This is a genomic window from Rhodococcus sp. YH3-3, assembly GCF_001653035.1.
GTDB lineage: Bacteria > Actinomycetota > Actinomycetes > Mycobacteriales > Mycobacteriaceae > Rhodococcus_F > Rhodococcus_F qingshengii.
In genome coordinates, this window is record NZ_BCWH01000001.1 from 1623954 (window position 1) to 1637661 (window position 13708).

General features: G+C 59.7%; 15 protein-coding genes. 8 read left to right on the forward strand and 7 right to left on the reverse strand.

The features are described 5' to 3' along the window. The first annotated feature begins 73 nt into the window (after positions 1-73). From YH3_RS07500 to YH3_RS07510, 3 genes are read left to right on the forward strand one after another with little or no spacing between them, the layout of a single operon-like run. On the forward strand, positions 74-1081 hold the full coding sequence (locus YH3_RS07500) for a DUF3500 domain-containing protein (RefSeq protein ID WP_257216902.1): 1008 nt from the start codon (positions 74-76) through the stop codon (positions 1079-1081). After that, positions 1078-1485 carry a nuclear transport factor 2 family protein gene (locus tag YH3_RS07505; protein WP_042452483.1) on the forward strand — a complete coding sequence of 136 codons (408 nt, stop codon included), beginning with the start codon at positions 1078-1080 and terminating at the stop codon, positions 1483-1485. The genes YH3_RS07500 and YH3_RS07505 overlap by 4 nt, the downstream gene beginning before the upstream one ends. Positions 1486-1487: 2 nt before the next feature. Next, complete coding sequence (locus tag YH3_RS07510; protein WP_042452480.1) at positions 1488-2225, forward strand: IclR family transcriptional regulator; 738 nt, start codon at positions 1488-1490, stop codon at positions 2223-2225. A 113-nt stretch (positions 2226-2338) separates the two neighbouring features. On the opposite strand, the gene YH3_RS07515 is transcribed toward YH3_RS07510, so the two are convergent. Then, positions 2339-3574, reverse strand: a complete 1236-nt coding sequence (locus tag YH3_RS07515; protein ID WP_082920546.1) for an MFS transporter — start codon at positions 3572-3574, stop codon at positions 2339-2341. A 182-nt stretch (positions 3575-3756) separates the two neighbouring features. Between YH3_RS07515 and YH3_RS07520 the strand changes: the two genes are divergently transcribed. The 4 genes from YH3_RS07520 to YH3_RS07535 all read left to right on the forward strand — a co-directional run bounded on the left by YH3_RS07520 (position 3757) and on the right by YH3_RS07535 (position 8265). Continuing rightward, positions 3757-4446, forward strand: a complete 690-nt coding sequence (locus tag YH3_RS07520) for a DAPG hydrolase family protein (protein ID WP_054187957.1) — start codon at positions 3757-3759, stop codon at positions 4444-4446. 161 nt (positions 4447-4607) lie between these two features. Then, on the forward strand, positions 4608-6206 hold the full coding sequence (locus YH3_RS07525; RefSeq protein WP_082920547.1) for a bifunctional 3-(3-hydroxy-phenyl)propionate/3-hydroxycinnamic acid hydroxylase: 1599 nt from the start codon (positions 4608-4610) through the stop codon (positions 6204-6206). A 38-nt stretch (positions 6207-6244) separates the two neighbouring features. Next, the gene (locus YH3_RS07530; RefSeq protein ID WP_007734649.1) at positions 6245-7492 is read left to right on the forward strand and encodes a CaiB/BaiF CoA-transferase family protein; all 1248 of its coding nucleotides are present in this window, start codon (positions 6245-6247) and stop codon (positions 7490-7492) included. A 23-nt stretch (positions 7493-7515) separates the two neighbouring features. Continuing rightward, positions 7516-8265 (forward strand): enoyl-CoA hydratase/isomerase family protein, encoded by a 750-nt coding sequence (locus YH3_RS07535; RefSeq protein WP_099696961.1) that lies wholly within the window; start codon positions 7516-7518, stop codon positions 8263-8265. 13 nt (positions 8266-8278) lie between these two features. Here YH3_RS07535 and YH3_RS07540 read toward each other — a convergent pair whose 3' ends face one another. From YH3_RS07540 to YH3_RS07555, 4 genes are all read right to left on the reverse strand, one after another. Next, positions 8279-9049 carry a glucose 1-dehydrogenase gene (locus YH3_RS07540; protein WP_064112950.1) on the reverse strand — a complete coding sequence of 257 codons (771 nt, stop codon included), beginning with the start codon at positions 9047-9049 and terminating at the stop codon, positions 8279-8281. Next, positions 9046-9633 carry a TetR/AcrR family transcriptional regulator gene (locus tag YH3_RS07545; RefSeq protein ID WP_064443202.1) on the reverse strand — a complete coding sequence of 196 codons (588 nt, stop codon included), beginning with the start codon at positions 9631-9633 and terminating at the stop codon, positions 9046-9048. Before YH3_RS07545 ends, YH3_RS07540 begins: the two co-directional genes overlap by 4 nt. Before the next feature lie 51 nt (positions 9634-9684). After that, a complete protein-coding gene (locus YH3_RS07550; protein ID WP_054187956.1) occupies positions 9685-10212 on the reverse strand; it encodes an SRPBCC family protein in 528 nt (175 codons plus the stop codon). A gap of 112 nt (positions 10213-10324) precedes the next feature. Further along, complete coding sequence (locus YH3_RS07555) at positions 10325-11512, reverse strand: zinc-dependent alcohol dehydrogenase (RefSeq protein ID WP_064443203.1); 1188 nt, start codon at positions 11510-11512, stop codon at positions 10325-10327. A gap of 181 nt (positions 11513-11693) precedes the next feature. Here YH3_RS07555 and YH3_RS35985 point away from each other — a divergent pair, with 181 nt between their 5' ends. Beyond that, positions 11694-11840 carry a hypothetical protein gene (locus YH3_RS35985; protein ID WP_164490549.1) on the forward strand — a complete coding sequence of 49 codons (147 nt, stop codon included), beginning with the start codon at positions 11694-11696 and terminating at the stop codon, positions 11838-11840. 139 nt (positions 11841-11979) lie between these two features. Here the strand turns inward: YH3_RS35985 and YH3_RS07565 are convergent, their stop codons facing one another. Together YH3_RS07565 and YH3_RS07570 are read right to left on the reverse strand one after the other, a co-directional pair. Beyond that, entirely contained in the window at positions 11980-12618 is a 639-nt protein-coding gene (locus tag YH3_RS07565; RefSeq protein WP_037132380.1) for a PAS and ANTAR domain-containing protein, read from the reverse strand. Between the two features lie 168 nt (positions 12619-12786). Next, complete coding sequence (locus YH3_RS07570; protein WP_058228149.1) at positions 12787-13662, reverse strand: haloalkane dehalogenase; 876 nt, start codon at positions 13660-13662, stop codon at positions 12787-12789. Between the last annotated feature and the right edge of the window lie 46 nt (positions 13663-13708).

The window sequence follows — 13708 nt, forward strand, 5'->3', positions numbered from 1 at the left end:
AGTCACCGAAAACGGCACGATCACGGACGGGCTTTACCCTTTGGCAGCCGTCACGCACGGTGAAGAGGCTCCGGTGGATGAAATGGTGGATGCTGCGAGAGATCTACTTGCGGAGTTGAGTGACGTCGATCGCTCCAGGATCAGTTATCCGATCGATGCTGTCGAGTGGCAGACGTGGGCGAACCCCGAGTTCATGCAGTTCGACACCGGAGTACGACTCGAGTTCCAATCGCAACGTGTTCGACAGTTGGCTTTGCGATTGGTCGAGGCCTCGCTGAGCCCCGAAGGTTTTCGAATCGTCCGAAACATGATGTTGATCAATGGTTTTCTCGGCGAGGTTGTCGGATTGGAGACGATACTCAACGAATTCAGTTACAACGTCGCTCTGTACGGTGAACCGAGTGTCCTCTCGCCGTGGGGATGGCAATTGTACGGTCACCACTGCGCGGTCAACTGTCTGATCATCGGCGGGCGGATGGTTGTGAGTCCGGTCTTTCTCGGCGCGGAACCCAACGAGATAGACGATGGTCCCCACGCCGGCATCGAATCATTCACTGGTCGAATCGAACTCGGTATAGAACTGATGGCCGCACTCACTGACGACCAGCGGCGTGAGGCCACTGTATACGGGCTGATGAACGATCCGGCCATGCCTCCCGGGCGAGTGCACCCCGGGGATGAGCGGCACCTCGCCGGAGCGTTTCAGGACAACCGAGTGATTCCCTTCGAAGGCATTCCCGTCGATCAGATGGACACGCGTGCCAGACAACTAGTGCTCGCGATCGCCGAACAGTTCGTGGCATTGTTGCCCGCGGGACCTCGGACTGCTCGTCTGCGCGAGATCGAAGAGCACCTGGACCGGACATGGTTCTGCTGGATCGGCGGGCACCGCCCTGGAGACGTCTTCTACTACCGCATCCAATCCCCGGTCTTGATAGCTGAACTGGATCACCACTGCGGTGTCTTCCTCGACTACGACACTCCTCAGCCCTTCCATATTCACACGGTGATGCGCACTCCGCATGGCAACGATTACGGACGTTCCTACGTTCGACAGTGGCAAGAGCAGACGGAATCGTGACCTGCAGTCAACTCCAGGGAGTCGTCTCGGCCAGACACTGGATTTCGAACCTACTTCACACGTACGTCGACTTTGCGGACCGCAAAGACGTCGACGGTGCTGTGGGGCTCCTGGCTTCTGCCCGGGTTAGCTTCCCCGGGACGGGTTTCGATCATCCGGACGATGCGGAGAAGTTCTTCGCAGAATTGTGGAAATCACCTGTCGCACATCGCCATGACGTCAGCAACCTCGTGGTGCTCGCCGGGTCTGGCCCCCGAGTGTGGAAAGCTCACGCGCACTACACTCGGTGGGTGTTCGAACCCGATCCCTCGGTGCACACCCTCGGTGAATACACGATGGTTGTCGACGAACGAGACTGGAGCATCATCGAACTTGCGGTAACCAGGACCTGGACGAGGAGTTAGTCGTGGCGAACATAGGCAGGGCCACGGTGATTCTGGATTCGATCGCCGAGAGTCGCTGGCCGATGACGCTGACAGACCTCGCAACCCGCACCGGACTTCCACGTTCGACGGTGCACCGAGTTATTCAAGCTCTCGAACGTGAGTTGTACGTGGTCCGAGTTCCGGACAGATCCGGATACATCTTGGGCCCCGGCTTACTCAAGTTCGGGATGAATGCTCACCTACGGCTACTCTCGGCCAATCGATCTCAGCTGGCGACGTTGGCTCGTACCGTCAACGAGAACGTGGAGTTGGCGATCTTCAGTGGTCGCGAGGTTGTCGTCGTCGATCAGATTGCCTCACCGGAAAGGCTCAGAGGCGTCACCAAGGTCGGCAAGAGCTTTTCGCTGCATGCGAGTTGTATCGGGAAGGCCATGCTTGCTCAGTTGCCGGAGGAGCAGGCAGTTGCGTTGTTGTCACCGGTTCTACCGCGATTTACGGATAAGACGATCACCGAACGGGCGGCGCTGCTGGCGGAACTGGCGGAGGTGCGTCGCTCCCACGTCTCCGTCGACATCGAGGAGCACGACGTAGGGATCTGCGCCGTGGCTACTGCAATGATCGGACCGACTGGCGCGCTTCAAGCGATCGCCATCGTCATTCCGTCCGGGCGGTTCAAAGCGAAGAAGGAACTCGCGGTCGAAGGTCTCAAAGTGGTGAACAGTCAGGTGGATCTGGGTTTGTCGCGAGCGCAATTCTGAATGCGACTGCCTGAGAGCTTCTTCTGTGTGCTCCCGTGACTTCTGCAGATCGCGCGAATCAGTTCCCGGCTCCTACTGGGAGGTCGGGAACTGATTCGTGATCAGTGGTATCCCTACCGTCTGATGCGCCTATCTGCAAAACAGAGTGCACAGACCGCGACCAAGCACACTGCCGCGGCACCCGCGAACGTACTGAACAATCCGACGGCTCCACCCGACGCAATGGAGGTACCGCCGATTACCGGGCCTAAGAACGCCCCGACGAATGATGTCCCGTTCGACCAACCAAGGGCAGTTGCTCGTGCAGGCAACGGGTAGACATCGGCTGTGGTCGTGTGCACCAGATTCATCGTGGAATGGCCGCCGATGCCCATCAGTGCCACACAAATCATGGTCCCCGTCAACGATGTCGGCAGATAGACCATTCCGAGAAGTCCGACGAGCGTGCACGCGCTGGTGGCTACCGCTACAACTGAGGCCCCGCGGCGGTCGGCCGCCCACGCACTGGCAAAGGAACCGATTACTGCGGCACCGGTCAGAGTAAAGGTGATCACAAGAGCAGTGTTCAGCGTGTACCCCGAGTCAATAATCGACTGCGCTGCCCACACGTTGAGTCCCTGCCACGCAACCATGTTGGAGATTGCGCATACCGCGACAACCAGTGCGATTGTGGACCCGCGGCCGGTGAACAGTGCGGCAATCTTTTGCCGACCAGACCATAAACGCCCCGCCACCTCCTGGGGAGTGTCGGTCGGGATGTCGATTATCACGACGGCGGCGAGGATCACCAGAGCCGTACATGCACCGATGAAGAACATCGGGCGCCATCCGAGCGCAGGAAGCACTGGAATCGCGAGCAGTGACGCGACGACGCCGCCGAGTGGGATACCTGCCATTGTGATCGTGACGACCAACGACGCCCGTGACGATGCCGCACTGTTGCGAGCGACTGTCATCGCGGTGGTGAGCGCGCCGCCCACGCCGAATCCAGTGACAAATCGACCCACTGCGAGCATGACGATGCTGATCGACGCTCCGGTGATCACGGCTCCGAAAGCGAACAGTGCGATGGCAACAATGAGAACCCACTTTCGACCGGAGCGCTCGGCAGCGAGAGGGGCCAGTACTGATCCGGCGATGGCTCCGATATAGACGAGCCCGCCGACCAGCCCTGCTTGTTGATCGGTTATGCGCAGGTACGAGTCTTCCAACAGCAACGGAATAACAGATCCGTAGACGATCAGGTTGAATCCCTCGATCACGGTGATAACCATGCACAACCCGATGACTGCGGGGTGGGATCGAGTCTCCCCACGTTCATCGGTTCGCGCGGGTGCATTGAGATGCATGTGTTGTCTCTCCAGACAGTGAGCCCGATTCGGGCGGTCGATGTGATGCGTGCCATCGTCCGATGTCGACTTCTCGGGCGTAACCGTTTAGTCCCGGAAACCGGGACAAATGGGGTGACGCGCAGCACATCTGGCTCATACCTTCAGCTCGTTGGAAAAACTCGATCCGAGGAGCTGAATCAATGGACCTGTCAGAAGTCACCGCTCTACTAGATCCGAAGCCTCTGCAATTGGAGATGGGATACGAGCGACTGCCATCTGGAGGGCTGCACGTCGCAGTCCGTACGGATATGCACGGTTGCACCGGCGAGATGCTCGAATGGTGGGTCCGCTGGCGTTGCGACACACAGAAATACATCTGGTGGCATCCCATCGACCACACGTACAGCAGTTGGCAGGGTAATCTCTCGGACGACACTCATATCGGCAGCGAGCACGTCGTCACCGAATACTTCTCGGGGCAGCCGGCCGATGATCTGGTCATCCAATTTCGGGATCCGTCCGAGTTCTTCGACGAAGACGCCTATTCCAGAGCAAGAGAATCCGGCGCTGTGTCCGGAGTGGTTGTCGGACGATTGGGGGTCACCCACAATCCACCTCGTCTCCCGGACGGGCGCGTGCTCGGCGGCAGGCTGCTGCACATCGCTCGCGATACCGAGTGGGGGATGGCCCTGCGAAGTCACTTCTTCATCGGACACGATCTCGAGACACTCGGGCAAACCGCGGAACAGATTGCGGCACAAGCAACTGTGGAGTTCGGTCAAGGACTCCTGCAGCACGCGTACGACGAGTTCACATTTTTGTCTCGTTTCCTGCCGTCGCTCTACGTAGCCGAAAACCGGGACGTATCTCCGCCGCGAGCACCGTGGTGACGGCAGTTGTCTCGGTGCCCGCCAGGGTCGTGCAGCCGTTTCAGGCGGCACCGAGAATTTCGGCTCGTCCCGATTTCCGGGACCTGATCCGTGACAAAAGGAATTAACGAACCGATCCTTGTTCTCAACATCAAAGCTATTTCACCAGAACGGAATTCGCTGTGCAGAGTGTCAACGCCGAAGCAACGAGGATAGCTGCTGACGTGATGATCGTCGGTTTCGGGCCGGTGGGGAAGCTTCTCGCCGTCAAACTCGCTCGGAAGGGCCACGATGTCGTCGTCGTGGATCGAAATGAAGTCGGATACCCTCTGCCGCGTGCAGTAACCCATTGCGCCGATTTCGCGCGAATCCTGCAGTCGGTCGGGCTGGCGCCGGACACCATTCCCGAGATAACCGAACCTTATGACGACATGTATGTGTGGCGAAACGGTGACGGGCGGACACTGGTGGAGGTCGACTGGAGTGGTAAAGGTGAATCCGGTTGGTACAACACCTATTTCTTCAGCCAGCCCGCATTGGAAGAGGCCTTGGACGCCATTGTCGCCGGGTTGTCCAATATTCGGGTGATGAGGGGGTGGGAAGCGGTGGCATTGACGCAGAATTCGGCACTGGCAACAGTAGTCGTCCAATCCGTGGACAGCGGTAGGTGTGTCGCCGTCGATGCGCAGTGGATTGTCGGTGCAGACGGGGCGAACAGTCGCGTTCGTCAATGGGCCGAAATCGACTGGCACGACGAGGGGTACTTCTACGATTGGTTGGTTGTGGACGTCAAACCTTCGGGCGGAACCAGTTTTCCGAACGTTGCCGCGCAGAATTGCGACTACCGACGCCCTTCCACGATGGTTCCCGGTGGTCCGGGCCGCCGTCGCTGGGAGTTCATGCGACTGCCGGAAGAGAGTCGAGAATCCCTTCAGCGCGAAGACACGGCATGGGAACTGCTCGAGCCGTATGGGCTGACCCCTGACAATGCAATCCTTGAACGGCATTCCGTGTACACGTTTCAGGCTTGCTGGGCGACGCGATGGCGACAAGGACGCGTGTTGCTCGCCGGCGATTCCGCGCATCTTATGCCGCCGTTCGCCGGACAAGGCCTGGGTGCTGGTGTCCGTGACGTGATGAATTTGTCGTGGAAGCTCGATGCGGTGTTGCGTTCGGCAGCGGACGACCACCTGCTCGATACATATGGAACAGAACGACTAAGGCACGCACAAGCTTTTGTGCAGTTCTCGACCGAACTAGGTCAAGTCATCTGCATGTCCGACCCGCAGCAAGCTGCTGAACGTGATGCCCGCATGGTGGCGAACTGGACTGCGGGAATGAAGCCCCCTGCTCCGCCACGACCAGGGCTCGGCCCAGGGATACATGTCGGGACTGCCGGTGGCAGTCTGGCTTTACAAGGTCAGGTTCGAGTCGGAGATGGCGAAGTTGCCAAGTTCGACGATGCGTTCGATGGGCCAGGGGCTTTGATTTCACGCACATCGGCCGCGCTGCGAGAAGTTCCGGAGGCGACGCGAACAGCTTTGGCGACGTTGGGGATCGACCTCGTAGCGCTCGGAGGTGCCGAATCGGCGGGCGTGACCGTTGTCGACGACGTCGACCTCACCTACACGCGCTGGCTCGACGATCAGGACGCAGATGTCGTTCTGGTCAGACCGGATTTTCACGTCTACGGCGTTGCTGGAACGCACCAGGCAACCGAGCTGGCAGCAGGTTTTCTAAACAGGTTGCGTGTGCCGGAACCTGCTCGGACGCTTGCCTGACAGCGCGACCGCCACATCGACTATCGACAGGAAGTTACATGTTCAACTCAGTGACCGACGACATCGATTCGGTCGAATCATCTTCGGAACAATCCGGATCCGATGTTCGAAGAGGGCCCTTGGCAGGCATAGTCGTTGCAGACCTCACGCGCGCACTCGCGGGACCTCACGCTTCAATGATGTTCGGCGACCTGGGGGCGACGGTCATCAAGATCGAGACACCCGGTACCGGCGACGATACGCGCGGCTGGGGGCCACCTTTCATGGAACCTGCAGGTGCACAGCGAGAATCGACATACTTCTTGTCCACGAATCGAAACAAGAAGTCAGTCGTACTCGATCTGAAATCTGAAGAGGGTCTTGCACTACTGGAATCCCTTGTCTCACGCGCCGACGTTCTGATGGAGAATTTTCGGACCGGCGTCCTCGATCGTTTGGGGCTTACCGCCGAACGACTTTCGGAGCTGAATCCGCGACTCGTCGTGCTGTCCATCAGTGGATTCGGTCACGACGGACCGGAAGGCGGACGTGCGGGGTACGACCAAATCGCACAAGGGGAGGCGGGTCTGATGTCGCTGACAGGTTCGGGTCCCAACGACTTCCAAAAGGTCGGAACTCCGATAGCTGACCTACTGGCAGGGATGTACGGCGCATTCGGTGTACTCGCGGCACTGCAGGAGCGAGCGCGAACCGGCGTTGGGCAGACGGTACGAACCTCTTTGCTGGCCGGCATAGTAGGTATCCACGCCTTCCAAGGAACTCGATTTACCGTCGCTGGTGAAACTGGTAAGGCACAAGGGAATCACCATCCGTCGATCTGCCCCTACGGGCTCTTTCCGACAGCTGACGGCGTAGTTCAGATTGCGGTTGGTAGTGAAGGACTTTGGAAGCGGTTCTGCTCGGGCTTCGGGTTGGCCCCAGATGCCCCCGGGATGGAAGACAACTCCGAACGAGTTCGAAACAGTAAGGCGGTCCGCCAGCTTATCGAAAGCATTTTTTCGAAGTATGGCACGGACGAGCTGCTGCTCGAGCTGGACCGTACGGGTATTCCGGCGGGACGTGTTCGTGGAATCGACGAGGTGTACCGCTGGGAACAGACTCGTTCGCAGGGGTTGATGGTCGAAGTCGAACACGAAAGCCTAGGTCGGATAACGCTTCCTGGGCCCCCACTCCGGTTCTTCTCTGTGGACGGCATGGAGGTCACGAAGAACTGTCACTCGGCTCCACCGCTTCTCGGTGCAGACAACGCTGTTATCACCGGTTGGCTCAGCGAAGCACGCCGATGAGACAGACATCGATGGTTTCTGCTATGAGGCCGAGCCGGCGCGACTCCGGCATGGTCGATGTGACGTTCGACGGCCCAATCGCGACGGTGACGATCGGCACAGGCCGTCGTCGAAACGCTTTGAACGGTGATGCTTGGAAAGATCTCGCGCATCAGATCATTGGCGTCTCGACCCACGCATCGCTCGGTGTTGTCGTCCTTCGCGGCGTCGGCGATACCTTCTGCGCCGGGTCCGATGTCACCGAGTGGGTTGGTGCCTGTGCCGAGGACGTGGAGGAGTCGTTCGCGCAAATGGAGGCAGCCTTCCGCGCTATCGAAATTTGTCCCGTTCCTGTCATCGCACAGATTTCCGGCGTAGCAGCTGGAGCAGGGTGTCAGTTGGCACTCGCGTGCGATATTCGAGTCGTGGCGACTTCCGCCAGAATCGGAATGCCTATTGCGCGTCTCGGGATTCGACCCAGTCCGGCATTCGCGGCGCGCCTTGTCCGTGTTGTGGGACCGGCTGTGGCCGCTGAACTGCACTACACCGGACGGCTGGTGAAGGGACCGGACGCGGTAACAACAGGTTTGGCGAATCGGTGTGTGTACGGCGAGCTCCTCGCGTCGACTGTTCGGGATTTGGTAGAGGAGATTGTTCGCCAGCCGACATCAGCCGTGCGTGCGGCGAAGGAGGCATTGATTGCTGTTACCGGCCCTCCTCCTCACCACACCCTCGGTCCGGCCGTGAATTTGCGCGACCTCCAACTTGGCATCGCGCAAATTCTGCATACGTGAGTCTGCAAGGCTGTTACTGGCCGGCGATGTATTCGATCGACGGGCCGGCAGTCCAACCGCCGTCGACGGCGATCTCGGAACCCGTTGTGTACGAGGCATCGTCGGAAAGCAGGTAGGTGACCGCGCCGACCAACTCCTCCGGGCGACCGACACGGCGATACGGATTGTTGGGGAATGCGCCCTCCTCGAGGCTGATACCCGTCGGTGCAGTCATGGGCGTCAGGACCATGCCGGGGTGAACCGAGTTGACCCGGATCTTGTCGCGACCGAGTTCGACGGCGGCGATCTTGCTCAGCCCACGCACGCCCCACTTGGCTGCGCCGTAACCGCTGGTCAGAGCCATGCCCATCAGGCCGGCGGCCGAGGAGATGTTCACGATGGATCCGCCGCCGGCTGCCTTCATGAACGGCACCACCGTGTGGATACCGGTGTGCACGGACACCAGGTTGATCTGGATGATGCGCTGGAACGTCTCGAGTGGTTCCTCGGCGACTGTCTGGCCGGACGCCGAGATTCCGGCGTTGTTGACCAAACCGTTGATCGCGCCGAACTCGGATACCGCGTACTCGGCGGCGGACTTCCAAGAGGCTGGATCGGTGACGTCGAGGGGAACGTAACGCGCTGCGTCGCCGAGAGATTCGGCCACTGCTCGACCGTCGTCGTCGAGTAGGTCGCCGATGACGACGCGGCCGTTGCCCGCGACGATGCCGCGGGCAAACGCCTCGCCCAGGCCGCGTGCGCCGCCGGTGACGAGAACGACTTTTCCGGAGAGATCCTGAGTCATGATTGTTCCTTACCTGTTGGTGTTGCGAGATATGGCTTCGAGAACGCCCCGAGCGCGCGGGTGATGGCCTCGGGTGCGGGCGTCCGGAGGTCTGCCATCTCACGCAGTGCGGCGACTACCGCAAGTGTTGCCTGGCCCGAAGCCGCTGTGGTGTCGAGCGAGGTTTCCGGACGATCGATCAGGCGTGCGACTTCTGGGCGAATCAGTTCCATCGTCTCGAAAGTTGCTGATTCCCAAACTCTCCGGAGTGCCGCATCACCGAAGATGATGGGCATCAGTGACCGGGTCATCGGCTCGAAGGACTCGCCGACCGATGCGATAAAGGCATTCTTCACAGCCGCTGCGAGCCCGAATTCGCGGGCTTGCGCGCTGAGTGCCGTGGCCAGACTGCGGTTTCCCTCGTCGAGCATCGGCCAGATGCTCTCCTCTTTGGTGGCGAAGCAACGGTAGAACGTTCGCTCGGAGATTTCTGCCCGATCGGCGAGCTCCGCGATGGTCGTCGAAGTGTCGCCGCGTTCGACGAAAGCGGCAGCACAACTCTGCGAGACGCGGAGAAGTAGTGCAGTGCGGCGGGCTGTTGCCATATCCGCACTGTACCAAAAGTGGCAGAAACTGCCACAAATGGTGTCGGCCGGTCAGCCGACGTTGCCTTCGATTCCGGAAACCTCCTGCTCAACTGCGTTCTTGAGGTTCAGGAGCGTCTTGCGGATGTTGCCGCGCTGAAAGTCGGCGAAGGTTTTTCCTCCGGTGGCAATTTTGTCGAACATGTCGGCGGCGAAGTCCGGCCAGCCGCGCCTGTCGTCGGTCCACGTTTCGGTAACTCGGGTTCCGTCGGGCACCGGCGAGAATCGGTACTGCCAGGTTGCGATAGAGGCGGGGATCCGGGGAGTACTGAGGCCGATCTTGTGAACACGGAATTCGAAGAGCTTCCCGGCCTCGGCAGCGGTGACTGTGCATCGCGTGGTCCACTGCGCGCGCCCACGCTTGTTGTGCCCGTCGAACTCCATCCCCAGGAAAGCGCTTTCGCGGTCTCCCCGCAAGGTTGCGCCTATGTTTTCGGGACTCCAGGCACCCATACGAGTGGGATCGCTGATGACCTCGTAGAGGGAAAGCGCGTCGGAGCTGACGACGATGCTGTCGGAGACGGTAAGTTCGCGAGCCATTTCGGTTTCAGGTTCTTTCTGTCGAGCGTGTGTGAGGTGAGTATGGCGATCGGTGGTTTCGCGAACAAGATGCGGACGTGGCGGATGAACCGTCGACCTGATCGGCGTTGAACTACAGGTGCGGTTTCAGTTGGATCTTGACCGCGCCTTCCTGCTTCTTCTGGAAGATCTCGTAGGCGTGTGGCGCCTGATCGAGCGGCAGCTGATGGGTGGAAAAGGTGTCGACACCGAGTGGGTCGTCGTCAGTGAGCAGGGGCATGATGTCCTCTACCCACTTCTTGACGTTCGCCTGGCCCATCCTGAGCTGAATCTGCTTGTCGAACATGGTCATCAGCGGCAGCGGATCAACCATTCCGCCGTAGACACCGATCAAAGAAATGGTTCCGCCGCGCCGAACGATGTCGATGGCCGAATAGACAGCGCCAAGGCGATCGATTCCTGCGTTACGCATCGCAGGCGCGGCAAGAGCATCGGGAAGGAGTCCGACGAACTGCTGCGCGAGCTTTCCGATCGGAGACCCGTGCGCTTCCATACCGACAGCGTCGATCACCGAATCGGCTCCGCGGCCGTTTGTCGCGTCTCTGATGGCATCGCCGATCTTGCTGCCGTAGTCGTCCAGGTTGAGAGTCTCGATACCGCGTTCGGCAAGGCGCGCAAGGCGTTCGGGTACACGGTCCACACCGATTACTCGAAACCCCTTGTGGTGGGCGATACGAGCCGCCATGTCACCGATCGGTCCGAGGCCGAGGATTGTCACGGACCCACCCGGCGGAATGTCGGCGTATTCGACCGACTGCCAAGCGGTGGGGAGCACGTCGGAGAGGTAGACGAATCGCGAATCCGCGGGACCTTCGGGAACTTTGATGTGTGTGAAATGTGCTTGCGGTACTCGGAGGTACTCAGCCTGCCCGCCGGGCACCGAGCCGTAGAGCTCGGAGAAGCCGAACAATGCTGCGCCCGTTCCCTGATCGCGGACCTGCGTCGTCTCGCACTGTGTGTAGAGGCTCGAATCGCACATGAAACAGTTGCCACACGAGATCTGGAACGGAATCACGACGCGGTCACCTATCTCGAGACTCGTGACTTCCGAACCGACTTCTTCGACGATGCCCATCGGTTCATGGCCGAGAATGTCGCCGGCATTCATGAACGCACCCAGAGTCTCGTACAGGTGCAGATCGGATCCGCAGATATTCGTCGTGGTGACCTTGATGATTGCGTCGGTGGGTTCGACGATCTTCGGGTCCGGAACCGTATCGACGCTTACTTTCCGTTTGCCTTGCCAAGTCACTGCGCGCACTGGGATCGACCTCTCATCGTGGAAATGCTGTTCGCAGTCACCTGCCCGAAAGCACTGAAATGCAAACAAAATCGGTGAGGGTTGCGAGAAGTCCTGAGCGCGTTAGATTGAGATGGAGCTGGGTCCCGGTCTCTTTGCACCGGCTCCAGGACTGAGACGACGAGATGATGAGGACGATCGCATGACCGACAAAGACGACAACGACCAGTCGCCCAAGGGTGGGCACCCAGGACCCGTGGACAAGGGCGGCGACGGGGGAATGGCAACGCGAGAACAGGCGCCTGAACTGGTCGAGGAGACCTCCGGCGAGAAGTCTGACGACGAGTAGTTTCCTTTTACTCCGCGTTGGGTAACAACGGGGATAGGCCGCATCGGACCGTCCCGGAATCAATGCGGGCGAGGTTCCTCGAGGTTGAGCAGCCAGCCACGGGAACCGCCTTGAGCAGATCCCTCAACCCTGTTGTCATTCAACCCTGTAACAGCACGTGATCGAATCGGGTCCGCAGTAGTGTCGGGACCCGGAAGTCGTCAAGCGTTCGAACTATCAACTGCTCGGCAACATCCCGGAGTTTCACGTTGGTCTCTTGAGAACGCCACACGAGTATGTCGAAGGCGCGATCGGCCGAAATGCCGTAGATCACCATGAGCATGCCTTTGGCTTGCTCGATTACTCCGCGAGAAGCGGTGATTTCGTTGACCAGCACGTCGACAGACGCTTTCACCGTGCTGTCGAGGGTTTCGGTGACGTCGATGTAGAAGCCTGAGCTGCCGACCACGGCACCCGACTCGTCCACGACGCTGTCGCCGACGACGATTACCGAGTGAGTATCCCCTGCAGTGTCGATGATGCGGTGGCGGCTGCTGAACGGTCCGCCTGAAGTGCGGATGGCGTGCAGTGTCTGGGCAACGTGTCTTCGGTCGTCGGGATGCTTGTGCGAGAGCATCAATTCTGTCGTCGGAGCTACTTGGTCGGGTTCGTATCCGTGAATCCGTGCAACTTCGTCCGACCACTCCCACCGGTCGCCGTTGCGGTGATAGAGAAAGCCGCCCACCCGGTGTGGAGCCCCCGATCCTGACGTTCGCCCCAACCCGTCCTCGTTCACCACACACGCCCCCTCGTTCTCGACCTCGTCCCAACCGGCGTACTCGCCAGTTAGTTATATCGGACAAATCCGGCGGAGGTGGTGTCGGTCCCATATTTCGGAGCATCGTCTGGATCGCTACCGCATGGGTCGGGGAAACCGGCGCTCAGAGTACTTGGCGACGGTCCCACGTCACTCGCGGTTGAAACAGTGTTGCCGCTGTGTCCATTCGATGATCGCCGCCGCGATGGCCGCAGGCTGATCCTCGGGGGCGAGATGTCCTGCGGGACCGCACTGTTCCACCTCGAGATTTGCGATATTCGATCGGCTCCACGTGACTTCGTCAGGTCCGATCATGAGAAGTTCTGCGGGGCCGCTGAAGGTGAGAAGAAGTTTGGGTACGTCAGTGCTTTCTGTGAGCCAATCGCTGTACGCCGCCACACGTGCATTCACGTCACCGGGAGTTCCTTCGATGGGGAAGGATCGTGGCCACTCGAGAAGGGGTCGGCGACTCTCTCGTGACGGATAAGGGGAGCGATAGGCCTCGGCATCGGTTTCGGTCATTTCGCCGAGAACCGTTCTGTGAAGCGCTATTTCGAGAAAGAAGTTCTCGTCGAGTACCTTTGTCTCTCCTGTGTCGGAGTCCCTCAGAGCTTCCACCCGTGCCCGTGCCTCTCCCGGGAAGTGTTCGTCCCAGGTCATCGGACGAAGGATCGTTTCGAAGAAGGCCACACCTCGGACGCGATCGGGGTGGCGGGCAGCCCAGTCCAGTGCAAGTGCCCCGCCCCAGTCGTGTCCGACGAGTACGACGTCGTCGAGTTCCATCTGGTCGAACCAGGCGTCGAGGTAGCGGGCGGTGTCGAGGAAGCCGTAGTTGATTGGCGGTTTGCCTGACCGCCCCATTCCGATGAGGTCAGGGGCAAGTGCGCGGCCTAGATTTCCTATCTGCGGCAGGATGTTTCGCCACAAGTGCGAGGATGTGGGGTTTCCGTGGATGAGTACGAAGGGTGTTCCTTCACCGCGCGAGCGGTAGGCCATGGTCGAGTCGAGCACGGGAATTGTGGGCATTGCGACTCCTCAAATAGTTTCCATATACTCTAATTGAGATAGTAGC